This is a genomic window from Maribacter litoralis (assembly GCF_003075045.1).
GTDB classification, from domain to species: Bacteria; Bacteroidota; Bacteroidia; order Flavobacteriales; family Flavobacteriaceae; genus Maribacter; species Maribacter litoralis.
Genome location: NZ_QCZD01000001.1, coordinates 1,057,919 through 1,084,867 on the forward strand (window position 1 = coordinate 1,057,919; position 26,949 = coordinate 1,084,867).

General features: G+C 36.1%; 13 protein-coding genes. 2 read left to right on the plus strand and 11 right to left on the minus strand.

Features of this window, described 5'->3' with window-relative positions; all coding sequences use genetic code 11:
- Positions 1 to 8: 8 nt before the first annotated feature.
- From DCS95_RS04785 to DCS95_RS04830, 10 genes are all read right to left on the minus strand, one after another.
- A complete protein-coding gene (locus DCS95_RS04785; RefSeq protein ID WP_116769671.1) occupies positions 9 to 2,420 on the minus strand; it encodes a TonB-dependent receptor in 2,412 nt (803 codons plus the stop codon).
- A gap of 31 nt (positions 2,421 to 2,451) precedes the next feature.
- A complete protein-coding gene (locus DCS95_RS04790; RefSeq protein WP_116769672.1) occupies positions 2,452 to 3,591 on the minus strand; it encodes a DUF4249 domain-containing protein in 1,140 nt (379 codons plus the stop codon).
- A 77-nt stretch (positions 3,592 to 3,668) separates the two neighbouring features.
- Positions 3,669 to 5,018, minus strand: a complete 1,350-nt coding sequence (locus DCS95_RS04795; protein WP_116769673.1) for an alpha-L-fucosidase — start codon at positions 5,016 to 5,018, stop codon at positions 3,669 to 3,671.
- Positions 5,019 to 5,044: 26 nt separating this feature from the next.
- Entirely contained in the window at positions 5,045 to 7,345 is a 2,301-nt protein-coding gene (locus DCS95_RS04800) for a PDZ domain-containing protein (protein WP_208630730.1), read from the minus strand.
- Positions 7,346 to 7,424: 79 nt separating this feature from the next.
- Entirely contained in the window at positions 7,425 to 8,327 is a 903-nt protein-coding gene (locus DCS95_RS04805; protein WP_244178379.1) for an alpha/beta hydrolase, read from the minus strand.
- Complete coding sequence (locus tag DCS95_RS04810; protein ID WP_208630731.1) at positions 8,317 to 11,133, minus strand: heparinase II/III domain-containing protein; 2,817 nt, start codon at positions 11,131 to 11,133, stop codon at positions 8,317 to 8,319. The genes DCS95_RS04805 and DCS95_RS04810 overlap by 11 nt, the downstream gene beginning before the upstream one ends.
- Positions 11,134 to 11,144: 11 nt before the next feature.
- Positions 11,145 to 13,160, minus strand: a complete 2,016-nt coding sequence (locus DCS95_RS04815; RefSeq protein WP_116769674.1) for a glycoside hydrolase family 97 protein — start codon at positions 13,158 to 13,160, stop codon at positions 11,145 to 11,147.
- Entirely contained in the window at positions 13,160 to 13,993 is an 834-nt protein-coding gene (locus tag DCS95_RS04820) for an alpha/beta hydrolase (RefSeq protein ID WP_116770158.1), read from the minus strand. The genes DCS95_RS04815 and DCS95_RS04820 overlap by 1 nt, the downstream gene beginning before the upstream one ends.
- Positions 13,994 to 13,998: 5 nt before the next feature.
- On the minus strand, positions 13,999 to 15,330 hold the full coding sequence (locus DCS95_RS04825) for a sugar porter family MFS transporter (protein ID WP_116769675.1): 1,332 nt from the start codon (positions 15,328 to 15,330) through the stop codon (positions 13,999 to 14,001).
- Between the two features lie 121 nt (positions 15,331 to 15,451).
- The gene (locus DCS95_RS04830) at positions 15,452 to 16,654 is read right to left on the minus strand and encodes a glycoside hydrolase family 88 protein (protein WP_116769676.1); all 1,203 of its coding nucleotides are present in this window, start codon (positions 16,652 to 16,654) and stop codon (positions 15,452 to 15,454) included.
- Positions 16,655 to 17,370: 716 nt separating this feature from the next.
- On the opposite strand from DCS95_RS04830, the gene DCS95_RS04835 reads away from it, so the two are divergent.
- Together DCS95_RS04835 and DCS95_RS04840 are read left to right on the plus strand one after the other, a co-directional pair.
- A complete protein-coding gene (locus DCS95_RS04835) occupies positions 17,371 to 20,613 on the plus strand; it encodes a SusC/RagA family TonB-linked outer membrane protein (RefSeq protein WP_116769677.1) in 3,243 nt (1,080 codons plus the stop codon).
- A 42-nt stretch (positions 20,614 to 20,655) separates the two neighbouring features.
- Positions 20,656 to 22,443, plus strand: coding sequence for a RagB/SusD family nutrient uptake outer membrane protein (locus DCS95_RS04840; protein WP_116769678.1), 1,788 nt, complete (start codon positions 20,656 to 20,658; stop codon positions 22,441 to 22,443).
- A 302-nt stretch (positions 22,444 to 22,745) separates the two neighbouring features.
- Here the strand turns inward: DCS95_RS04840 and DCS95_RS04845 are convergent, their stop codons facing one another.
- A complete protein-coding gene (locus DCS95_RS04845) occupies positions 22,746 to 26,939 on the minus strand; it encodes a hybrid sensor histidine kinase/response regulator transcription factor (protein WP_244178380.1) in 4,194 nt (1,397 codons plus the stop codon).
- Positions 26,940 to 26,949 lie beyond the last annotated feature (10 nt).

The window sequence follows — 26,949 nt, forward strand, 5'->3', positions numbered from 1 at the left end:
CTATTTTTCTACTGAAAAGTAAAGTTATAGGTAAGTGCCAAAATTGGACTGTTGGATACTTCTAACTGGTAAGAGCCTAAAGGAAATCCTCCGAAAAAATCCTTATCTATATTACCATCTCGCTGTGAGTAGAATCTGCTATAAGCGTTTTTTCGTCCGTAGACATTATAAACGGTAAACGTCCAATCTCCCAACCAACGCGCATTTTTCTTTTTACTGTAAGCTACCTTCCATGAAAAATCCAACCGATGATATGTTGGCAATCTATCATTATTTCGTTCTAAAAAAATAGGAACGTTTTTATCTTCAAATTCAAAAACACCATTGGCAATGGTATACGGTCTACCGGTTTGTCCTGTAAAATTAAAACTAACTGTATTATACTTGTCGGCAATGATATTGACCGAAGCATTAATTATATGAGGTCTATCAAAATCTGAACTAAACCAATTATTATTGTTGATCCTATTCGCTAAAACGGCTTCATCTGAACGCAGCAAACTTCTAGACCAAGCATAATTTAACCATCCGTTTACATTGCCCACCTTTTTTTTAAAACTCAGTTCTACACCATATGCTTTTCCTTCTACTTGGGCTACACTTTGCTCTATAGATTCTGCCAAAAAGAAATCTGCTCCTGGTCTATAGGTCAAATTGTTTTTAGAACTACGAAAATAACCTTCTACACCCACCTCAATTTCATTATTTTTTAGGTTTTTATATAATCCGAATCCATAGGCATAACTACTTTGTGGTTTTATAAAACTATCTGAAGTTTTCCATCTAGAAGTTGGTAAGGGCGTTGTACTGTTGTACACATTCTGTAAATATTGATTTGCATTTGCGAAGCTTGCTTTGACAGAAGTACTTTCATCAACCTTAAAATTAACACCCAACCTAGGTTCTAGATTATTGTATGACTGTACTTTTTTACCTTTCTCAATAAAATTACTTTCTATGACCACTTCCCCTGCTTCATCGTAACTATTAAGAACATATGGTCCATTAAACTGAAAATAATTGTAGCGTAATCCTGCAGATAATGTCAAATTACGTTTAGGTTTCCAATTCACATTAGCATAGCCCGATAGTTCATAACTGTTTTCTTCAAGAAGATTTACTGGTAATACGCCGTTTGATAAACCAGGATCCAATTCTCCTGGATTGATCTTATAATTATTTAGTTGTACACCCGTATAATAATCTAGTTTTTCGGAGACCTTATTTGATACTTCAGAAATTAGGCTTGTATAATGTATTCCAGATTTATATTCTATTTCATTGGTGTTCTCCAATTCGGGAAAAGTGTTTTTTGGTGAATAATTACTTGCAACAAAAATGGTTTTTAAACTTACCTTTTCATTGAAGGTATGTGACCAATTTAGTGTACCGTTCAACGTTTTAAAATCATACTGATTATTTTCAGCATTGATGTTTTCCACCTTCGTAATTAAATCAAGTTGATAAAAATCTTCACTATAGAAACCCGTGAATGAAATTTGATCTTTTTCTGTAGGTAGGTACAAAAGCTTTATTGTACTATCATAAAACCTAGCTTTTGTATTCTTTAAGCGTTCTGAAAATATGGGCAGTAAAAAATCCGATAATCCGGCACGTATGCCTGCCATGACCATTAATTTATCTTTAATTAGAGGTGTTTCAACGGTTAGTCTGCTAGATACCAAACCTACCCCTCCAGATAATTTAAACTTATCTACATACGGATTTCTCACTTTTATATCCAATACGGACGTTGACCTACCGCCATATCTTGCAGGAATATTAGCTCTGTAAATATCTATCGAAGCCAGGGCATCCGGGGTAAAAACCGAAAACAATCCAAATAAATGAGTAGGATTAAATACCGGTGCATAATCATACAACAATAAATTCTGATCTAAAGACCCTCCTCTCACCGAAATTCCATTACTTATTTCCCCTGAATTATTTACGCCAGGCATTAGCGTAACACTTCTCAGGACATCAAATTCACCAAGGGCGGCAGGCATTTTTTTCAATTCTTGGGATTGTAGTTGCAGCACACCCATTTGAGGTGATTCCAACAATTCATTCCTTTTCTTTGCCCTAACGACTACCTCGGACAACTGCTCATTATTTTCAGTAAGAAATAACTCTAGTACCGTATCTTCTTCTAAAGTTATGTTTTGTCTATTCTCATCAAACCCTATATGTGAAACACGTATAGAATAATCATCTTGCTGTAATTGTATTGAGAATTCACCATTCGTGTTCGAGACTCCACCACATGAACAAGGCACAATAAAAATATTGGCATTCTCTAAAGGCTCATCGGTTAAACTATTTCTTAGTTTAATTGTTAAATTATAATCTTGCCCTAGAACGCTAGACCCCATCAATAAAAAACCTGTGTACAATAGATATAAAAATGATGTTTTCATTTGCGCCTTGTCTTTGGATTAATAAACAGACTTAGTTCCATCCCTCTGGCTCGATATAGGTTAGATAGCGGGATTCCGAACCACATGGAGCCACGTAAACCCTCTGATCTTCTGGTATAGGGCTTGATTCTTTCCTAGGAACAGGGCTTATCTCAAGTGCGTCTTCTTTTATGGCAGAACGTTCAATAAGTAACCTTTTTTCCGATCCGGCGGCAGCAGTAAATCTACCTAGTACTACCTCCTGATCGTCATTGGGATTAATGATATTTCCAAATAATGGTGCTGGAGGAGGAGCATTTAGACCATTGTTGTCGTCAACAATATCTTTTAAAACAGCAAAGTACTTATATGCTGCTGGTGAAATTGAGTATTGCTGAAGTTCCACTAAAATTTTATTCTTTTTATATAATAATAAAGTAGCAACAGGCAATTGAAGGGAATTTCCGTTTACAAAGTCATCCGCAAAAATGTTAACCCGAGTATCATAACGTATTTGCCAACAGTCAGATTCACAATAATAGGTAAAATAGGGTGGTATGTCTACACGTTGAGGGTCAGTATAAAGGGTACATTTACCATCTCTAAAATTCATGGCCTCAAAACACATTTCACAGATCTCCTTTTTCTCAAAAGTTCGATAACTCCAATAATAAAAATTACCTTTTTCTGGAGGGTCATTTATATCTACAAAAATTGTATGACCTGGCGCAAATTTGTCTTTACTGGCAACATACTCAAGTTCACTTTCATATACAGCTTTGGCATCTGAAATACCTACCAACTCAGCCATTGTTTCAGGTGTGGATATATATTCCGTACCATCTTCCAATTTTACATTTAATTGCCAAGTATCTCCTTCTGCAGCTACAAAATCAAAAGGTGGTAGATACCTTTCATTTACTTCATCTTCTTCGAGGGATATAGTTTCATTGGTGTCAATATTTATAAAAGTTACCTCTGCATTACTCTCAAAGACATTCACATAGCTATTTACTCCAACGTTAAACTCATTTAACCTATAAATCTTGGCATAAGAAGACCCTTGGAAATTTGAAACAAAAGCTTCTACGGACATTAGCCCATCTTTTATGTCAAATTCTGGGGTTGTAGGGTTAGTACAACCTAAAAACAGGAAAATTAGACTAACCCCAAATACAATTCTTGATTTCATTTTAACAATACCCTTATATCACCCAATCCTAGTTTTTGAAACACCATTTAGATCAATGATCCGCTTAAATAAATTACCTAAATTTCTAGTTTTAAAACAATTACCTCTGAATCAGGTTTTTCTGTTGGTAATTCTACAACTATACCATCTGCGGTAGATTGAGTCTTTAATGTCGCTGCATTCGTCAACATGGAAGCTTTGTTCAGCTTAATAGCTTTGTTCAATTTCAACTTGCCATCTTCTGGCCAGTTAAAGATATGGGCATAAATTACACCTTCTTTTGAGGTATATCTTCCCCACTCAGGCATATCGAACGGACTAGCTTTTGCTCCATAAACTGCTTCACCGTTTGCATCTGTCCAATCGCCCAAAGCCTTTAATCGTCTAATACTTTGAGATGGAAATCTACCATAACCATCAGGACCAATATTCAACAAGAAGTTTCCTCCTTTTGATACAATATCGACCAATTTTTGAATTAAATCTTCACTACTTTTCCATTTGGTATCGTCTGGCTTATAGCCCCAAGTACCGTTCATGGTCATACAAGCTTCCCAATCTTCGTCTATACCCGTTGCTGGTATTTCTTGCTCTGGAGTACCAAAATCACCTGCGAAATTCCCTTCCATATCCATGCCTTCCATGCCTTTTCTACCTTTATCAACCCTGTTGTTTATAATGGTATTCGGCTGCATATCTCGTATAAAACCGTACATTTCCTTACCCATTTCTGTGGTATAATCGGCAATCCAATCCCCATCAAACCAAACCACATCAATATCTCCGTAATTGGTCAGCAATTCTTTCACTTGTGGTTTGAGATAGTTTTTATAGTACTGCGGAAACTCAGGATTCACAACGGTCTGGTCTTTTTGACCTGCATTGTAATTAGGGTAAAGATTTCCCTGCGCCTGTGGATGGTGCCAATCTACGATGGAGTGATACACTCCAAACTTAATTCCCTGCTTTCTTGAGGCTTCTGCCAATTCCTTAATAATATCGCGTTTAAAGGGTGAAGCATCCATAATATCATAATCCGATACTTTGGAGTCCCATAGACCGAATCCGTCATGGTGTTTAGAGGTGATAACGATATATTTCATACCGGCATCTTTCGCCATTTTCACCCAATCATCTGCATTGAACAACTCAGGATTGAACATTGCCGGAAACTTCTCGTACTCTTCAATAGTATAATCCAACTTATCCATTGCCCATTCAGCACCACCGCCTGCAATTTTTTCTCCTCTTTCTCCACCAATTATAGAGTAGGCTCCCCAGTGAATAAACATACCGAACTTGGCATCTCGCCACCACTCCATTCGCTCATCATCAGATAATTGCACCACTTTTTTAGTTTGGGCACAACCTGTATTCATACTTGCTACAAGTACAAATGCCGTTAGTATTTTTGTGAATTTTTTCATGTTGTTATTGTTTACTGTATTGATTATTATTTAGTTTGAATTGTTAGTTTTTTCTCCGATTGATTGCGCATGACCACAACATTTAATTTTCCGCTGTTTTGAAGGTTTTGGTTCATGGTAAAAAAGTCTTTTACCGTTGTGATCGGTTGCCCTTCTACGGCTATGATCACATCCCCTTTTTTAAGTCCGTTATTCTGTACTGCGGGACTCTTATTCCATACCCCTAATACAATTACCCCTGCGGCGGAATTCAGTCCGTAGGCAGATTGCTCTTGTTCAGAATCTACACTTTTTAAGCTATTTCGAAGCCATTCTACAGTAGGGCTCTTCTTTTCTTCTGATGCATTCTCGGCATTAAGAACAGGTACTTCCGGAGTTTCTGCTATTCGCTTTAATGCCGGTACCTGAACACCAAATTCATCCATAGGAAAGTTTTTGAAATCTATTACCGAAATTAAAGAATCATTCATGACCGTAAAATCCAACTTTGATGGATCTTTAAATTTGGGGTCTCCATAAACACTATGTATATCCCTACTATAAATTTGAGATTTCATCATACTTTCTTCATTTGAAAAAAGATTATAATCTAAATCTTCTCCCCAACCTTTTAATCCCACATCTTGGTACGCCTTGGCAACGACATTATGTTTGAAAACATCTAAACTATTGGCAAACCATACATGTGGGTGCAATGAGTTATTTACTAGAATATTATTCTCTACAACGCGCTCAAACCCTTCTCGTAATTTAATGCCGTTATTTAAACAAAGATTATCATAGATATTATAATTAGAAGAGCCATCGTCCAAATCAATATCCCAACCATGGTCACATCTAAATCTATTTTGGCGTATGGTAGTGGTTTTAATAGCATCCCAAGTATACATTTTTGGGTGCTCTAAGGTCATACTATCCATAACTTTTCTATTGGGGTGCCAAAAACGATCACGACCCCAAGAATTGAAAGAACCATGATCACTGGTTTCCAATACGGTATTGAATACATCGTTTTTTTCTATTAAATGCCCGCCCCAAGTACCATCGCCAATGTTAATACCTGCTCTAGGCACATCATAAATACTGTTGGAACGTATGATGATATCCATTGCCATGGCAATTTGCACACCCGCTGTTTGCTTTTCCGTTCTACCAATATGGTGAATTAAATTATTGGCTACAAGGCTATTTCTTGGGTATAGTTCATTTTTTGGACCAGTTAAGGTATCCATCTCTGAATACGGAACGATTTCTCCATATTGAAATGCAGGAGACCGTACTGCAGATGGATCACCTATGAAACTAATGGCACTGGCACCACAATTATAAATATGGTTTTCTGCTATTTTTAAATTGTTATTGTACTTACTTGCCAATATAGCGTTGCCTCCCAAATCTTTAAGTATGCTTTGTTCTATGCTACAGTTTTCTGTGCCTTCAAAGAAAACTACTCCACCTCTATAGATGGTCCAGTCGCTTCGTAATAACGGCTCATATGTTTCCATGAACGTACGTTTGGTATGTTTTAAGCTGATGCTCGAAATTGTAACATCTTTTACAGGATTTTCTAACGTACCAACAACTTGAAACAAACTCTTTAGGGCAGCAACCTCAACCTTAGCATTTTCCAATTGCATATCTGCTGTAGGATAAAAATACAGCTTAGATGTCTTTTGATCTAGAAACCATTCGCCCGGTGCATCTAACTCTTCAAACACATTTTCAACCATACGATATTCTTCATGTGGTCTTGATGGTCTATTATTTTGATGACCACCTTCCAATTTTGGAGTACCATCGTCGTTGAGCCCTGTAAATTTATAATGGAAGCCGCCCCAGCGACCACCATGCAATACATGAAAATAGGCTCCAACGGGATTTTTCCAAGATGCTACTCTTTCTTTACTAATGGCATCTGAAGCGTACCCCTGCCAATAGCCACCTTTTTCATCGTAATTTGGATATCTGGCTAATATTTGGGGAGTGTCATTAATTACCAACTGATCAAAATTTAAATTATCGGGTACCGTGGTCATGTAAATATGCTCATCGAATTTTTGCCAATTTGGCTGTAGCTGTCTTGACCCCTTAACGACTACTTTTGAGGCGTCTGAACCAACAATTGATAATCCGTTCAAAGAGGTATCTATAACTATTGGTTGTTCTAAATAATAGTCCCCTTCTAATAAGTTGATCGTTATTTGAGCATTTTCGGATTCCTTTCTTAATTCTTTTGCTTTTACTATGGCATTTGAAATCGTAGTGAAGGGACTGCCCTTGCCCCCGTCACCATCAATTTGTGCGTTTGCATCTACATATAAATCCATCGTTTTATGTTCTGATGTGCATGAAAACATCAGACTTAAAATCATAACCAATAGACCATATTTTCTCATAAATTCTATATTATTCAATTGTTGGATTTCCTGTGATATAACCTAAAGCATTTAAAAACTTATCTGCTTCGATTGTAGTTTTTCTGTAATACTCATCAGTGTTCTTTTTTCGATTAAAAAAACCATGACCTTGACCTTCATATATATAAATATCGCATATACTGCCTACCGCTTCCATTTTCGATTTGTACTCATGTGCTACAGAAACCGGAATTATCTTGTCTTGATCACCTAAAAACACTAATGTTGGCGGTGCGCCTTTTTCTATATGATGTATGGGAGAAATAGTTAACCAATTATCTCCCATTCTTTCGTGCTGAAAACCACCGGTACCGGGACCATTATCCACTACGGAATTATATAAAATTACTGCGCCTACCTTAGTATCTATATCTAAATTATCAGTAGTTTCATTAACCCCTGGCAATACAGCAACTGCGGCGGCTAAATGACCACCTGCAGATCCACCTGATGCTACTATTTTAGTGGGGTCTATTTGTAATTTACTCGCATTTTCCTTTAAAAACCGAACGGCAGATTTTGCATCTTTAACAGATTCGTACGGTGTGGTACCGTGTCTGCTTTTAACTCTATAATCTGCCAATACCGTTACCATACCTCTCAAAGCAAAATACCCTGCCTGGTCTCTAAATTGATCTAAACTTCCACCGTTCCATCCGCCGCCGAAAAAGAAAATGATTGTTGGATAGTTTTTGGCTGACGTCCAATTATCTGGAGAATACAATTGCATTTTTAAAGTATCTCCATCCACCACTTTATATACTAATTCTTTGAGCTCTTTACCAGGTATTGAAGTACTCCAATTGTTTTGAGCAAAACCGATTATAGTAGATAATGCGCAGAACATGAGCATTACCTTTCTTATGCTTAAATATTGTTGCCTATTCTTCATCTGTACTATTTTGAATTTTAATCAGCACTTTCGAATACCCTTTTGACAATCTGAATTCCAACTGCTGATCGTTCGTCCAACTTCTAAGTCCTTTCCTTGAGGTTATTAATTTATTATTCTCATAGATTTGTAATATAGCCTCTTTACCTTCTTCCGGTTTGGGAATATTTAATACTACCGGTTGATCGTTTTGTACAGTAATTACATCGTCATTTATCTCAAAAGATATAGTTACGGGTTCGCCCGAAGCTTGTACGCCCCAGTTGTCTTGCTCAAACTTGTACATTCCTGATAGAAAAACAAAAGATGGCTTAGGGTTGTTCTTTTCGCTTCTTGTTATTGACAATAGACCTTTTTGATACAAGCCGTCTTGATCTACAATAGCACTTTCATGCTCATTTAGTACAATATTATCTTGTGTAGCATCATCTTTAAATTTCACTTCAATCAGCTGAGTAGCATTTTTATCGCCGAACTGAGAAAAATCTACATTTGATATAAGATTGTTTTCATCTGTACCTAACGGATTAAAAACCAAGGCAAACGGATTCTCCCATGCTTCAGCATTTCGCTGTACGATTAAAGTGGGCACAGGCTTATTCAATAATTCCTTTGGTGAAGTACCTTTTGTAGTTGCTTTAGATTTTGGCGACACTACCGTATAAAGAGATTGATTGGCACTACCCTTAATCCAAACTTCCATTAAATCTGATGAACCTCCTTCCGATTGAAAACTAAAATTTGCTTTTACCTCATCTGCTATAGTTCCCTTCTTTTTTTTAGTGAGATAGTCATAAGCCTTTAAATCGCCTTGATGGCTTCCTAAATCATTGGTCTCTTGCAATTTTAAGAGTCCGTCCGCAGTGCTTAGCTTTAATTCAGACCCTAGGTTATGATAAAAATAATCATGCCTTTGGGCACTATCGCCCTGTTTTTTAGATCTAAAAATATCTACCATATAACCTGCTCCTGTAGGTCCTTTTATTAACGATGTAAACCGTAATTGTTGAGCTTTAGTCTTTGGTTCTACAAAAGAAACATTAGAAAAAGTAACCTTATTAAAAATTGAATTTTCACCAGACTTCGGGAAGCTATTTACCAAGTTAAACGGGTGATGGCTACGCATGGGTTCGTAATCTGAAATACCATTTACAACCACCGTATTATGAGCTGGCATTCTAGAATAATATTCCGTGTGATCGTTATGCCAATAACTTGAACCCTTACCCATATCTGGTGCAAGCACATAACCTTTGGCAAACAATTCTATAGCTATGCCATTGGTATGGGCATGATTGCCGTAAGATCCCGTTGTCGCTACCATCATGGCATTTGCATCACTGCCCAACCTTTGGTTGAACCAACTTACATTAGGTGCATAAAATGTCGGAGAGACCAGTTCATTTTCAGAATTGTCGTCTACCGTATTGAACGCTACTTCATCCACATAAAAAAACAATTGGAACAATTCTTTTGCTTCTCTATTGTAATCACCCTCAACAATCATATCATTAAGTAAACCCGATATCATTTTCACTTTCTCTGTTTGACCGTACTTCTGATAATTCGTAATCAATAGCTCAAAATTTTCAGCAGGTAATTTTTTGTGCGCCGAATCGCCAAAACCAATGGTATGCCCAGAAGGAAACAAATATTGAAAGGATGCCAAAGCGGCTTTTTCCACAATCGGAAAATTCGATAATTCATTTGCGTCGGTGAAATTATCAAGTAGTGTGATAATATTTAGAAGTGTTGTTATTACGTGAACCGAGTATGAGGCGGACTCAGGCCACACACCGTTCTGTTGATCATAGACCAACAAAGATTCTTTTATGGAAATTTGTCTATCGGTAGATGTATTGAAAGTATGATCTAAATAGTACTCCCTACCCTTCCCGTTTTTATAATTTCTATTTGGCTCTAAGATCAAGGCTACATAGGTTAAAAATCGTGCTTGAAAAAGATTCCAATTATTATTGGGCACACCATTTTTTATAATCTGATCTCCCCATTTTTGAAAAACCGCATCAACATGAGATAGATTTACTTTTTGAGTCTTTAAATGATCAAACAAAAAGTCATACGTAGTAATGAGATTGATCAATACTTTTTCATGAATAACCTCAAAAGTGGCAAGGCCTGAAAGAAACTGCTGATTAGAATTCAACAAATCTACAGGCGCATCTCTATAATACATGCCTTCTATATAAGTTGTAAAAACAGGAGTTGCAAAATCTGCATATAACTTATCGCCTGTTACCCAATATAAAAAGGCTGCATCTTCTACTAAAGACATGATCTTACGATTAATACCTTCTATAATATGACCAGATTCTTTAGGTGCCACCCATTCTTTTTCACCTGTCTTTTTATGTTCTAAAAATAGCCCTCTACTGTCATCAGCATAGGGCGATACACTTTCTAACGATGGCGTTTTATAGTCTGTAGCCCAATCTCTTGTGCCTGAAAACCGGACTGTTGGCACAGGAGCTTTACCTTCGGAATGTGAAAATTCACCACCACTTAAATAGACCTTGTCATGCTTTGTTTTCCAGTTCATTTGTAGCCTTGATACCAGCCACTCTGAATCATTCTTCCAATGCCGTATATACTTTTGTAAACGTTCTTTCTTCTTCGTAATCAATTCCTTTTTCCAAGAAATATTCTCAATCGTTTTTAAGAAAACGGCTCTGTTCTGATCTGTTACATATATTCTAGGGTGTAAGTTTTCTTGACCAAAAACCATAGTATTAAAAGCTATAACAATGTACGTTATTGTTATAATCAGGCATTTAAATATGTTCATTTCACAGAATCTCATTTCTTAATTTCGCTTGCCGGAACTATATGCATGGTAAAACCATTATTGGGTTTCAATGCAATTTCTCTAGTATCACTATTCGTTATCTGTATTGCTTCAATTTTCACTTTGGTGCGACTTTCAACCGTTTCATCATCGGTATACAATTTTGCTATATATGTTTCTTCCTCATTTAGAAAACTAAAATCTAATTGTAATTGCTGCGCGGAATTGCCATTGATTCCACCTACAAACCATTCCGAACCTTTTCTTCGCGCGATAACACCTATTTCCCCTATTTTAGCATGTAATACTTTGGTATCATCCCAAGTAGTAGGTACGGCATCAAAAAATTCAAGTTCGGGTTCATTGCCAATGTGTTTGGTATCTCCCCAAAGCCCGTCATTTTTCTCTAAAGAAGAAGCAGGCTTGTCATACCAATAAAGCAGTTGCAGCGGACTAAAAAGACAAACTGTTTTTGCCAACTGAGATGCATGCGAGCCCATTCTATTAACTCTGCTATTATAATAGCAAACCGTATTGTCCGCTGCTCCTGCCAACATTCTTGTAAACATGGTGTTGAGTGTCTGTTCATTGGTTGGACTTTCTTCATCACCCTCTATACCTTCTTGTGTCAATAAATTAGGATATGTTCTTGAAAAACCGGTAGGTCTATACTCATCATGAACATCAACAATAAATTCGTAATCAGAGGCCTTTTTTATGGCACTATGCAACCAGGCAGTAGCTTCTTGATCACCGACCCGTACAAAGCCAAACTTTATACCCGCAATTCCCCACTTCTTATAAAGTGGCAAAATTTCGTCTAATTGTTTCTCCAATGCCCTTCTATTGACGTATAAAATAATACCGATCCCTTTTTCTTTTGCATAGCTCGTAATCGCCTCAATATCAAACGGACCTTTTGATCGCTTAGGGTCTAAAGTAATGGTAGTGGCGTCAGAAGCTTCATACATTTCATTACCGTACCAACCAGCATCGAACAGTACATATTGCATATTATGATCCACAACAAAATCAATGGCTACCATGCCACCTTCTGTCGTTAAGGTTGCTTCGCGTAGTGCCTTACCGGGTGTTACCCAAGAATCATCCTTTAATTTGCTTGGTTCACTTAAATTTTGAATGATGTAATTATGCACTAATAATTCACCCTCATTCTCCCCCATCATTATTACGCGCCAAGGCGATTGAAATGGTAGTTTTCGTTTCACCTTAAAAACATCGTTCTTACGTTCAGAAATTAATGCGCCTGTAATGGTATCTTGAACTCCCTCTTCCATTTTACCATCTAAAGAAGACATAATACTGTTATCTGAACTGGTATTTTTAGAATAACTTAAACGTGCATAATCTACCAAATTTGCCTCTGCAAGGGCAATTTTCAAATTTTCTTTAATTTCAATTAGCAAGGGTCTTTCTATTCCCGTTTCTAATTGTGACATTGGTATTTTTTTATACTCGCCCTGTGCCGTTAGCACTCCTTTCTCTCGCTTTGGTGTAGACCATAGCATATGGTCTTTATCAAAATTATAATGAATTTTCTCATCGAGTTCTAACATATCAATATTAGCCTGTTCAGGAATTTCATAAGAAAACGCGACACCTTCATCATAAGCCCTAGCGATGATATTTATAAGAGAATTCCCTTTTTGTAAATGGATTTTTATTTCTTGATAGTTATCCGGTACTTCGCTTAATTCGCCAAATTTCGTGGTCCAACTACTTTGAACATTTTGCTCATCAACCCGTAATATCGACCAATCTCCTTTGAAGTCAAGTTCATCGGTAATTAATTCCAATGTTGAAGGAAGTAAAACGGGTTCACCTTCATACCTCAAATCAAAACTTAACCCTTTGGAATGATCTTTAGAATAATCTGGAAACACGGTGAATACATTTTTTCCATTTGGGGATGCAATGGAATATTCAGACACGTTGGAGCAAGACACGGTCAGTACAAATAGCAAAAGCGTGCATAAAGCTATTTTATAAGTTGAGTGTCTCGGCATTAGTTATTTGTTTCATTGCTCTTGAAAAAATCAGTAAAAAACAATAATTGATATTTAATTGAATTTCGCCAATACTCCGGATTATGTTTGCCCGGACGTTCTACATACTCATGAGGAATCTTTCGCTCTAATAATTTTTCGTGTAATCTTTTATTATCTGCATAAAAGAAATCTCCTGTACCACAATCAACTTGAAAAGTTAATTCTTTATTACTTATTAAATGAACGAGGTTAATCACACTATTCTTTTCCCAATGCTCCGGATACTCGGCAAAACTGCCCAAACGATCTGGAATTCCCCATTTTAAGGCATAAGGTCTAATATCAACACCACCACTCATACTTGCTGCTACACCCCAAACATCAAAGTTTTTAAAAGCAAGATAAAGGGCACCATGTCCACCCATACTATATCCGGTGATAGCCCTGGCTTTCGCATTTTTTATTGTTCTGTATTTATCATCAACAGCCGACACCAATTCTTTTGAAACATAAGTCTCGTATTTAAATGATGGGTCTATAGGACTATCTAAATACCAACTTTTAACATGACCATTTGGGCAAACAATAATTATATTGTACTGGTCTGCATATGCTTTTAATTTTGGAGCAACTTTTAGCCAAGCCTTATGATCACCACCGGCACCATGTAATAAGTAAACAGTACTAAATGATTCAGTATTTTTCTCATAACCATCTGGTGTGATGACTACATTTTTAATGTCCTTGTTCATTGCCTTACTATGAACGATCAATGTATCTACATTTGACGCTAACAACACAAAGCTTAAATGAAAAATCAACACTAGTAAATAGCAAGTTTTTTTTCCCATGTCCATTATTGTTTTTGTTTTAATAGTATTTTCTGTAGTTCCTCTAACGCTTTACCCTTAGTTTCAGGCATCATGAAAGCAACAAATAATAATTGTAAAACCATCATAGCAGCGAAGAATAAAAACACTACTCCCGCACCAATTGCAGGGTGACTGAACAAATACGGAATTAATGAAGGAATCAATGCCGCCAATACCCAATGCGTTGCACTACCGAAAGACTGACCCGAAGCCCTTAAATGATTAGGAAAAATCTCTGAAATAAACACCCAAATTACGGCTCCTTGCCCAACGGCATGTGCCGCTATAAAAAGGAATAAAAATATAGGTACAGCCATACCTGTCCAGTTTAGAAAAAATGCCATGGCAACCAAACTCAACGAAACGATATAACCTACAGAGCCAAAATACATTAGCGTTTTTCTACCTAATTTATCTATTAAAAATACACCCAAGAGCGTAAAGACCAAATTTGTAATACCGATCCCTACGCTACTCAACAATGCAGTACTTTCACCTAAACCTGCTTCTTCAAAAATTCTTGGCGCATAGTATAAAAAGGCATTTATGCCCGAAAATTGATTGAAAAAGGCTATTAAAAATGCTAAAGTGAGCGGAAAACGGTATTTTTTGATAAAAATGGTTTCTGAAGCATCTGGCTTTTCATCAGCTCCTTCGATAGCTTTTAACTGCTCATCGATGTCAATAGTAGGATTAATTATTGCCAACACCTCTTTTGCTTCCTCTAACCTAGATTTTGACAATAACCATCTTGGACTCTTTGGCAATTTCATGGCGAACAATATGTACAAAATAGCAGGTATAGCTTCAACACCCAACATCCATCGCCAGTCATTTTCGCCACTACCACTTAACAGGTAGTTGGATAAAAAGGCAATCAGTATTCCAAATACAATATTGAACTGGTACATTGCAACTAATTTACCCCGTTCATTTGCCGGAGCAATTTCAGATATATACGCAGGTGCAGCTATGGTAGAAGCACCTACACCAATACCACCAATAAATCTAAAAAATGCAAAAATATAGGGGTCGTTTGCCAAAGCAGAACCAATGGCAGAGAATGCAAATAATACACCAATAACTATTAGGGTATTTTTTCTACCATAACTATTGGTTGGTTTACCACCAAAAATGGCACCTATTACAGTTCCCCATAAAGCCATACCCATGACCACCCAACCATGAAATGAGTCTGACGATTGCCATAAACCTTGTAATTTTTTATCCGCACCAGAAATAACTACCACATCAAAGCCAAATAGAAATCCGGCTAAGGCAGCAGTTATAGACCATAAAAGTATTTTTTTATTCATGATTATATAATTCTTATTAAAGAATGAATTGCTTGAACTATTGGCACATTTAAGATATCAGTAATCGAAAAATTGCAGTACAACCATATTTAGTTCATAAAGTTTAAGTAATCTTAAGCTTTTATGATTTTGCCAATTCAGATGTAACCTCACTATCCATTTTTTGGATTCTCAGCAATGCTTCCATATAATAGTAATCTGCATAAATAATAGGCACATCTATCTCAGAATCATGTGGTAAATGCCCCGTTGAATGCAATAAAAGCGCTTGATTGGTATCACCACTATAATATGGCGCTTCAGACAACAAGTTGATCATTTTTCTAGCAGCGTTTACATATTTCTCCGATTGTTCTTTACTAGGAACAAATTTGGATAACTCCAATAATCCGCATGCCGCAATAGCAGCTGCCGAAGCATCTTTTGGTGCATCGGGTATATTTACATCATCAAAATCCCAATAGGGTATACCGTCTTCTGGCAATCTGTTTAAAAAGTGTTCTGAAACTTTAATAGCTGTTTCCAAAAATTCCTTTCTATGTGTCTCTCTATAGGCAATACTAAAGCCATAAATACCCCAAGCTTGACCTCTAGCCCACATAGACTCGTCTGCAAATCCTTGATGGGTTTGTCCTTTTAAAAATTCGCCGGTTGTTTCATCAAAAGAACCAACATGGTAGATAGCGCTATCTTTTCTAACCAAATTTTTCATGGACACCAAAGCGTGACTTTCGGCTACATTATACAATTCTTTTGTACCACCATTCTTTGCCGCCCAAAACAAAAGTTCTAGATTCATCATATTATCTATAATGGTATTATGTCTAAACTGGGTCTGAGACGGCCACGATAAAATAGAGCCTACATTAGGATTGTATAGTGTAGCCAAAGTATCTGCGGCTGCCAACAACACATTTTTGTACTCTTCATTATTAGTTAACCTATACCCATTACCATAACTGGTATACAACATAAAACCAATATCATGGTTTTCTGCAGGACTATAAGCTATACTTTTAAGTGGTGCAGTAAATTTTTCTGCTTGTTCACGTAATTCTTCATCACCCGAAGCTTCATACGAATACCATAATACTCCTGGCCAAAACCCGCTGCACCAATCTTTAACACCTACCAACTCCCAGTTCTTTTGGTTTTTGGGTATGTTTCTGGCGAACCCTTGTTCTGGCGTCAGCACCTTAAGCGTTTCTTTTGTTTTTTCTACATTCTGCGATAATATCTTTTCTGTATCAACAACGCTATTCTTCTCTTGATTGGAACAATTGGTCAAGGTTAATACAAAAAGTAATAGGAATAATCGATTCATATTTTTCTTAATAATGAGGCAAAAAGTTGCCTTAGTTTGTAAATGTTTAATTCAGTAGAAATACTTCGGAAATCGAAAATTCCACCGATAAAAATGCTGATGAATTACTGTTAAACAAGTTTATTAAGAATGTCTTTTGAAGTAGATAAACTATCATTCAAACACTATAAAATAGCGTTCAAAATGATACATAAATCATAGAAAAATTGGCATTTTATGGATATCCGAAGTATTACCCGTTTAAAACCTACTGTAAATCTTAAAAATCAACTTATTCCTCTTAAAATTGAATTCACAGATGGCAATGTGTAGAAATGTATAAATAAAAGTAAACCGAAATAAATTTAATTAGAGGTATCAAATTTAAACGTAAACTATTTAATATCAACTACTTAAATAAACTTGTTGATAATTTAATATATGTAACCATATAATAGGTATAGATTATTCTTCAAAAATTTTAGCTTGTGCCCCATAATCAACAACCGACAAAAAAACTGTTAAAAAAATGTGTTTCAGACAATTTGTACCTGCCCAAAAAACGGATTTACCCTCTGTTTCAGTAAAAAGGAATATAATTTATAACCATTGAGTAATAATTTATAATCCTTTACTCCAATTATAATTAACATTGGCTTAACAAATATCAATATGATAATTACTGTATCGGGAAACTGATGAAACGACATTAATTAACTAATTAAATTAACAATCTTATGATTAAACTAATCAAACTTTCTAAATGGAAATTACAGACCATGATACCATTATTGGTTGGGTTTGTAGTTTTGTGTACAAACCATGCGTTCGCGATTACAGCAAGTAATTCACTTAATGGCGGTGTACTCTTATTGAACTCAGAACAACAACTTACTATTACAGGTACGGTAATAAGTAGTGATGACGGTATGGGGCTTCCCGGTGTTGCCGTAGTCGTTAAAGGAACAACAACAGGTACAGTTACTGATTTTGACGGAAACTACTCGATTACCGTTCCATCTTCAGATGCAGTTCTTGTTGTTTCCTATTTAGGATTCGTAAAGCAAGAGATTGCCGTAGGTTCTAAAAATGTAATCAATGTATCTCTAGAACCAGATACAACTGCTTTAGATGAAGTAGTTGTTGTAGGTTATGGTACTGCAAAAAAAGAAACCTTAACTGGTTCTGTTGAGCAGGTTAAGGCAGAGGCTTTCGAAGATTTAGCTGTTGGTAGCCCAGCACTTGCACTACAAGGTAGAACTCCTGGTCTGGTGGTAACACGTACATCATCTAGACCTGGTGATGAAGGTGTAAACTTTTTAATTAGAGGTGCTTCTTCTATTAATGGTATCGAACCGTTGATCGTAATTGATGGTATACCTTCAATTAACTCTTCATCGTTTAATGATATGAACCCAAATGATATTGAGAATATTAGTGTATTAAAAGGTGGATCTGCTTCTGTATACGGTTCTCGTGCTGCTGGTGGTGTTATATTAGTAACTACAAAGAAAGGTAAGGGTAAAGTATCTGTTGATATTAGCACCGTTTCTAGAGTTGGCACTATAGGTATACGCCCACCAACACCGACAATGTCTCAATATGGTCAATTATATGCAGCAGCTGCCCGTGAAGATATTGCTTCTGGTAAGCCGCCAAGATATTTTTTCTGGAACGATCTTGAAACAGTTGATAGAATTGCTTCTGGTTTTGAAGGGTATTATGATTTACCTATTAACGGTAATATCTGGTTGGGTAACGCTCCTAGATTTGATGAAATGTTCGGTAACTCGTATTCTAGCCAACACAACATCAGTATCTCTGGTGGTACCGAAACAAGTAACTTTCGTATTTCTGCCGGTTATGACAATAACGTTGGTGGTTTAAAAGTAGCAGATGATAGTTCTGACAGATATAACTTCTCAATGAACTACGGTGTTGATATAAGTGATAGGCTAAATGTAAATACGAATATCACCTATTTCAACAACAAATTTTCTGGACCATCAGGTGGCTTGGGTAGAGAGGCCGCTACTTGGGATGCTCCACTTTTCCCTACCTATAATGCAGATGGCCAATACTATGCAAATTTTGGTGGTGACTTAATTACAGGTGATAGAAATGGTGTTGCACAAGTTATTGATGGTGGCCGTGAGAACAAAACGGTAGAACAATTTAAAATTTCGGCCTTGGCCAAATATAAATTGACAGATCATTTAGATATTACAGGATCGTATGCAATTAGCAGACAAAACAGTGAATATCAATCGTACTTCGTATCGGTACCTCTTTACAGTTGGGGAGGAAAATTTTCTAACAATATAAATAACACTACCTCTATTCAAGAAGGTACGGGCCCCGACAACAATGATGGTAATATCACCTATAAAAACTACAAAGCAACTTTAAATTATTCAAATCAGTTCGGTGATCACAACCTATCGGGACTTGTAGCTATAGAGGCAGAAAAGAACGATGTTAACGAATATTATATCAAAAGAAACGGATTTGTTGATTATGGGGTTTACGACATTAACTTAGGAGCTACAGATCAATTGGTAACCACTTCTGGTGGCGGTACTTCATGGGGATTCTTTGGTTATATAGGCCGTATTAACTATGATTACAAAAGCAAGTACTTATTGGAAGTGCAAGGTAGACGAGATGGTTCATCAAGATTTGCCGATGGTGCAAAATGGTCTAATTACGGTAGTGTTTCCGGTGGTTGGGTAATTAGCTCAGAAGAGTTCTTACAAGATAGTAACTTAATTTCATTCTTAAAGTTAAGAGGTGGTTATGGTGAGCTTGGTAGTACTTCGGGTATTGGCAATTTTAGTTATTTGTCTACCGTAGGTTTTGGTAATACCGTATTTGGAGAAACAAATGCAGGCCAACAAGCAACCTCTGTAGCTAGTAGCTTATTTAGTAGTAGCACCACTTGGGAAAGAATTGTAACCAAAGAAATAGGTGTTGACTTTAGACTGTTCAACAGCAAGGTTTTCGGTTCTTTTGATCTTTATCAAAAAGAAAATGTAGGTATGTTGGTTAGAGGTATTGAAACAGCTGTTTTAGGTACCGCTACCCCATTTACAAATATTGGAACTTTGGAAACCGATGGTTGGGAAGCTATGCTAGGATACCAAGGAAATATAGGTGATTTAGAATTCACCGTAAGCGCAAACATGAGTGATACCAGAAATGAAATCACCCAGTATGATGGTGCTCAAACTATTTTCGAAAACTTGAACTCTGCCGAAGATGGACAGAATATATTAAACAGACCTATAAACTCTTTCTTTTTATGGGAAACCGATGGCTATTTTGATTCTCAAGCTGAAGTTGATGCTTATTACGCTAGTTTAAACGAAGGTGGAATATTACCGCTACAAACATCAAACGATGCTTTAAGACCTGGTGATATGCGCGTTGTTGATTCTAACGGAGATGGCACATTGGACAATGAAGATTTAACTTATCATGGTGATGCTGCACCCCACTATGTTTACGGGTTTAATTTTGACCTAAAGTATAAGAATTTTGACCTTAGCGCATTTTTTCAAGGTGCTCTAGATCATAATATCTATAGAACAGGATATTTTGCACAGCCTTTTCAAGCTGAATGGCAAAATCAGTCTAACACATGGTTAGGTAGAACATGGACAGAAGATAATAGAGATGCTGAATTCCCAAGGTTAACTACACAACGTGGTTTATCTGCCTGGAACTACCGTAGTAAAGATCATATTTTGCAGAACAATAGATATATGAGGTTGAAATCATTAATTATAGGTTATAATTTCAGGGATTTAAGTATCGGTAATACACCCATAAACAATTTACGTATTTATTTTTCAGGAAATGATTTATTTGAATTCACCAGTGTAAAAGATGGTTACGATCCTGAATTTCAAGCGAGCTCCAATAACAGTGCATACCCTTTTATGCGTACTTGGGCATTAGGTTTAAAAGTATCGCTCTAAGACAATTAACAAGAAGATAATACATCATAAAATCATATACAGATGAAAAAAATAATTTATATAATAGTACCATGCTTAATGGTCTTCTTTACATCATGTGAAGACGAATTTATAGACTTAGACCCACCTGCATCTATTACAGATCAGGTATACTATACCGAAGCAGAACATTTTCTGACAGGTTCAAATCAGTTTTATACCGATTTAATGACTTGGAGATACGACCAAGGTATTTATGCCGATCATGGATCTGACTTGGTTGGTTACACTGAAGATAGCGATATGCAAATTTACAGCAGAGGTGATACCAGAGCACCAGAATCAGACGGATATTATTCAGCTCCCTATTCTGCAATTAGAGATATGAATCTTTTACTGCAAAGAGCTGAAGCCTACGAAGGTGAAGAAAGTATTGTGCCTTACGTTGCCGCTACAAAATTTCACAGAGCATACCAATATTTTAATTTGGTGCAGCGTTTTGGCGGTGTTCCTTTAGTTACAAGACCATTAGATGTTGGTGATGAAGAGCTAAGTGCACCTCGTAGTAGTAGATATCAAGTTGTTGCTCAAATTTTGGCAGACTTGGATGATGCCATTGCAGGTTTACCTACAGAGCAAGAAATTGCCTCAGAAGATAAAGGTAAGATCAGTAAATGGGCAGCAATGGCATTTAAAGCAGATGTTTTATTACATGAAGCTACGTGGATGAAATATGTAGGTACCACTACCGATGGTGATGGTACTAGCACAGGAGCCGGTAGTGAAGGTTTTAATGCCTCTAACATAGATATTTATTTACAGGAAGTGGTAACACTTACCAAAACGATTATGGACCAAGGTGGTTTTGAGCTTTGGGACTATAATGATGAATTGGACAATTTAAGTTCTAACTTCTTATTTAACCTAGAAGATGGCGGTTCTAACCCTGCAGGATTGGATAAAGCTACCAACAAAGAATTCATTTTCTATAATAAATATGATTTCACTTTTAGACAAGCTGGCGATCTTTTAAGTCACGTTTACGAAGGTAGAGTAAAACCAAGTAGAAAGATGATGGATTTGTTCTTGAGTAGCGATGGTTTACCTATTGATCAGTCTCCATTATTTCAAGGTTATGAAAACACGCCCGATGAATTTCAAAACAGAGATTACAGAATGAGAGCTTATTTCACTTACCATAAAACGCTTGGTGAAATTCCTCAAAATGGCGATGTAACCTTAAACGGTACCAACAACTTTGGTTACTTCAATTCTAAGTTCATGAGTTGGAAATGGGGTACCGATGAAGCTTATAGAGCTACAAAGACAGAAGCATATGATATGCCATTTATTCGCTTGGCAGAAGTATATTTAATGTATGCCGAAGCTTTATACGAGTTAAATGGTAGTTTAACCGATGCTCAAATGGATGAATCTATTAACCTAGTTAAAGCCAGAGCCGGTTTACCTCCTCTATCGAATTCTTTCTTAGCTACCAACAATATGGATATCGAGACCGAAATTAGAAGAGAACGTACCATTGAGCTTTATGCCGAAGGTGCTACAAGATTCAACGACCTTAAAAGATGGGGTATTGCAGAAGATGAATTAGGAGAAACCATTTATGGTGCGGTTATAGAAGGTACTGTTTACGAAAACAACCCAGAATTGTACTCACCAGAAGGATATGGTTTTGGAGAAGGTGTTACGGAAACAGGAGTTGGTGAAAGAAGAGCATTGATTGTTCAACCATCAGCTACACGTAATTTCACAAGAGATAATTACCTATTTCCGATACCAACATCGCAAACAAGTTTAAATGAAAACCTAAACCAGAATCCTGGTTATTAAGATAATTGTGTTGAGTTAGTTTAAAGGCAGTTATACATTATGTATAGCTGCCTTTTTTTATGACTCACTTATCATTTTCAAATGATAATGGACGATAGTAGTTAGTTGAAAACCCTTGCGACACCCATTTTCTGCCAAGATATCAATATCAATGCCGTCTTTCCCTTACAGCTTAAACAGGTTGTATGAAATACATACATATTAAAATACCTGCTGGTCATACATGGGCTCAAAAAGAAGGCGGTTATATGCTTCGTATAACCACCTTCTTTTTTATTATAAATACACTTAGAAAATGCTTTTTAATCATTCTCTTTTATTGTTTCACTTTTATTACCCTCCATATACTCGGTAGGTGTAACATTGAACAACTCCCTAAACGTTTTGCTAAAATAAGCTGTGGAATTAAAACCGCACATATGAGTAACTTCTTTGATGGAATAGCAGTTTTTCTCTAATAATTCGGCAGCATACCTTAATCTAATCGTTCTTATAAAATGACTGGGGTTGTTCCCCGTTAAGGTGTTTATCTTACGGTAGAATTGAGACCTACCAATACCAAGCTCCTTTAAAATATCATCTTGCTTGAAATCTTCATCATCAACATTATCCAAAACTACTTTTGTAGCTTTATCTAAAAATACCTCATCCATATTATTCGTGGTAACCTCACTTGATGGAAAAATTCCACCAATTTCAGAGAAACGCTTTCTCAATCTTTTTTTAGCTTCAATTAGATTTCTAATTCTTGACTTTAGTACACTGGTAACAAAAGGTTTGGACAAATATGCATCTGCACCATTATCATAACCACTTACCCGATCTACTTCTAAACTTCTAGCAGTAAGTAGTATTACAGGTATATGGCAAGTTTCAAACTCGGTCTTCATTAGTCTACACATCTCAAAACCATCCATCTTTGGCATCATAACATCACTTATAACCAAATCGGGGTAACGTTTCTTTACCATTTCTAGGCCTTCTTCTCCATTTTTAGCTTGCAATACTTTGTATTTATCTTGCAAGTCGTTCTTTAAATGTTGACGAAGTTCTTTATTATCCTCTACCAATAAAATAGTGGGTTTTTCAATTTCACTTTCCGAATTTGGATTAGGTAGCACTAAATTTTCATCATCTGCTATATACATCTCATATTCTACAGATTTCATAGAATTGATCAAGAATTCGTTCTTTACATTCTCCACCTCAACGGGTGTAGATTTATTATCCAAGGGCAGTTTTACTACAAACTTACTCCCTACACCGTATTCACTTTCAACAAATATTTCACCTCCATGTTTTTCTACAAGAGCCTGTGTAAAGTTTAGTCCTATTCCAGTACCAGACTTTGTTACATCTATATGATAAAATCTTGAAAAGATGTTTTTAATTTGCTCTTTATCCAACCCAATACCAGAATCTGTAACAGTTATCTCTACGAAGTCTCCAGTCATTTCCTTTTTTAGAAAGAGCAATTTTGATGAGCTTTTTTTCTGTGACACCTTTTTTATTGAAAAGGTAATTTCGCCACCGGCATTGGTAAATTTTATGGCGTTTGAAATAAGATTGGTGATAATTTTTTCAACCTTATCCAGATCAAATAATAAATCTATTTGATCAGTTTCAGATATAAATCTATATTCTATTTCTTTCTTGTTGGCAAGACCTACAAATAAAGAGAAAATATCTTCGCTAAATTTAACGATGTTTCCTTTTTCTAGCTGAAGCGGCGCCATACCAACGTCCATTTTTCTATAATCCAACAATTGATTTACCAGATGCAACAGCCTACGGGCACTACGCTGAATAGAAATAGCAGACGACTTCACCTCTTCTGGATTATGGGTATAACTAGACAATATCTTATCAACGGGATTCATGATCAATGTAAGCGGTGTTCTAAATTCGTGAGAAACATTCACAAAGAACTGCAGTTTCATTTGATCTAATTCATGCTCTTGTGCTTCTTGAACCTTTTGGGTGTAATACCTCATGATCATATAAAATAACAATACCCCGAACAAGGAATATAGAAGATAAGCCCACCAGGTTTTCCAGGGTGGTGAAAGCACTTCAAAATTGACAACTGCGGCCTCTGCCTGCTCCCAATTACCATCTAAAGATGCCTTTACCTCAAAACCATATTTACCAGGGCTTAAGTTGGCATAACTAACTTCTCTCTTAGAACCAATGGTTTCAAAATTATTGTCTAGTCCCTGTAATTTATACGCATATTGTACCCTTTCGGGATTTTCAAAATGCAAGGCTAAAAAATCGAACGCTACATAGTTTTCATCGTAATTTAATTCTAAGTTTTCTAAATCTTCTACCTTATCCTGTAATAAAACCCTGTCATTAATTGTATCACCAACCACAACCGGGGAGTTATTCAAGGTAAACTGGGTAATTTTTGGTCTAAGCGGTGAAGAGGGCTTAAGTGTAATGTCATCTGGATGGAAAATATTGAAACCATTAATACCTCCTATAATTATTCTACCATCACTAGTTTTCTCAATCGATTTACTTTGATACTCAGGACCCTGTAACCCATCATGAATATTGAAATTTTTAATTTGATCGGTTTTTGTATTTAAAAATGAAAGACCGCTCTTGGTGGTTACCCAAAAGTTATGATTATCATCTTCTTGAATACCTACAACCAGGTTATTAGGCAAACCTTCTTTTGAGGAATAAGATTTCAATACATTAAAATTGGGATCTAGCTTATATATTCCCGTATCCGCACCCAGCCAAATATTACCCAAATGATCTTCTGATATATGGTTAATAAGATTGTCTTCAATACCAGGTTTTTTAATTTCCTTAAAAGTTAATGTTTCCGGTATTCTGTTTTCAAGCTGATTGAGGTCTATATAATTTAACCCCAAAGAGGTACCGACTAACAATCTATTTCTAGAATCAACAAACAAGTAAAATATAAAATTACTTGCCAAGCCATTTTCTTTCCCGGCTACATTTTTAAAGTTGTAAAACTTCTCTGCCTTAGGGTCGAACAAGCTTAATCCTTCCGTTCGGAGACCTAACCAAATTCTATTGTCATTATCTTCAACACCAGACCATACCGAGTTCTGCCCGATGGTATGAACATTTGATTCTTTATGTAAAAATCTTTTTACGTTGTAATTTTCAGGATCAAATCTATTCAAACCACCATCTAAGGTACACACCCAAATTTGCCCATTATTAGATTCAAATGTATACAGTATTCTGTTGGAGCTTATACTGTTGGCATTGTTAGGTTCGTGCGAAAAATGCTCAAATGAATTGTTCTCTTGATCAAAAAGATTTAACCCACCATTGTAAGCGCTAATCCACAAGCGCTCTTTAGAATCTTGTAGAACCGATTGAACAATTTTTTCATTAAGTCCGTTTGGGTTTCCCGGTTGATAATAGTAATGACCAAATGCATACTGCGAAGGATCTAATTTACTAATACCCTTGTCATAACTACCGATCCAATAAATGCCATTGACATCTTCATAAATTTTAGAAGGCTTGTTATTGGGCAATGAAAATGAATCTGAAAAATTATTGACTAAATTTTGAATTACTTTTTCTTCCGTCTTATTTAAAATAAACAAACCATAGCCGTCTGTTGACGCCCAAATATTGCCATCTTCATCTAAATGCATATCACGAATAGCAATATCTGTTTCTTCAGTAAATGATTTGTGGGAAAAGGTATTTTCAGACCTATCCCAATAAATTAGATTAGAAAGGTTGTTTCCTATCCAAAAATCATTATCCGCATCAACAAATATGTTCTTATGTATATGGTTTAACTCGTAGTTGGAAGTGTTCTCGATTAAAACGCGATCAAAATTATCTTGTTCAGAATTATATTTATTTAGGTATTCACCATTGGTACCTAACCAAATTTCATTGTTCTGATCTTTGATAATTACATTCACAATATTATTATCCAATGAATTTATATTGGAATCATCATTTAAATAATAGTAAAATTTTAATTCGGACGTGTCTGAATTAAAATCTTCTAGCATGATTTTTATGACTCCATTATTGGTGGCTACCCATAAGGCATTACTTTCTTCATCAAAAAGTAGGGCATTAATAAATTTTCGTGGATTGTTAGATAAAGAAAGTTGTTTGTACAGGTCTACTCTAAGAAAACTGTTCGTTTTTTTGTTGAAGTAATTTAAACCATTGTTAGTACCTATCCATAAATTACCATCTGCCCCTTCTACAATAGCATTAATTCTATTATTACTAATAGAACTCTGATTATTTAGTATAGATTTATAGACTTCAAACTCATAACCATTATACTTATTGAGACCATCAATGGTACCAAACCACATAAAACCTTCCGAGTCTTGAAAAATGGTTAAACAGGTGCTACTAGATAAACCGTCAACTGTATCTAAATTCTCGAACTTAAAATTATTAAACTGTGCTTGGCACAATAAACTCATTGAGCAACACAGGGCGAGAAAGAATATCCTTAAATTCATTTTCATTCGA

Bases quoted from the DNA above. Each gene is read 5' to 3' on its own strand.
- DCS95_RS04825 (WP_116769675.1), bottom strand. From the start codon at position 15,330: ATGAATAAAAAAATACTTTTATGGTCTATAACTGCTGCCTTAGCCGGA.
- DCS95_RS04845 (WP_244178380.1), bottom strand. From the start codon at position 26,939: ATGAATTTAAGGATATTCTTTCTCGCCCTGTGTTGCTCAATGAGTTTA.
- DCS95_RS04785 (WP_116769671.1), bottom strand. From the start codon at position 2,420: ATGAAAACATCATTTTTATATCTATTGTACACAGGTTTTTTATTGATG.
- DCS95_RS04815 (WP_116769674.1), bottom strand. From the start codon at position 13,160: ATGCCGAGACACTCAACTTATAAAATAGCTTTATGCACGCTTTTGCTA.
- DCS95_RS04805 (WP_244178379.1), bottom strand. From the start codon at position 8,327: ATGAAGAATAGGCAACAATATTTAAGCATAAGAAAGGTAATGCTCATG.
- DCS95_RS04810 (WP_208630731.1), bottom strand. From the start codon at position 11,133: ATGAACATATTTAAATGCCTGATTATAACAATAACGTACATTGTTATA.
- DCS95_RS04840 (WP_116769678.1), top strand. From the start codon at position 20,656: ATGAAAAAAATAATTTATATAATAGTACCATGCTTAATGGTCTTCTTT.
- DCS95_RS04795 (WP_116769673.1), bottom strand. From the start codon at position 5,018: ATGAAAAAATTCACAAAAATACTAACGGCATTTGTACTTGTAGCAAGT.
- DCS95_RS04835 (WP_116769677.1), top strand. From the start codon at position 17,371: ATGATTAAACTAATCAAACTTTCTAAATGGAAATTACAGACCATGATA.
- DCS95_RS04790 (WP_116769672.1), bottom strand. From the start codon at position 3,591: ATGAAATCAAGAATTGTATTTGGGGTTAGTCTAATTTTCCTGTTTTTA.
- DCS95_RS04820 (WP_116770158.1), bottom strand. From the start codon at position 13,993: ATGGGAAAAAAAACTTGCTATTTACTAGTGTTGATTTTTCATTTAAGC.
- DCS95_RS04800 (WP_208630730.1), bottom strand. From the start codon at position 7,345: ATGGATTTATATGTAGATGCAAACGCACAAATTGATGGTGACGGGGGC.
- DCS95_RS04830 (WP_116769676.1), bottom strand. From the start codon at position 16,654: ATGAATCGATTATTCCTATTACTTTTTGTATTAACCTTGACCAATTGT.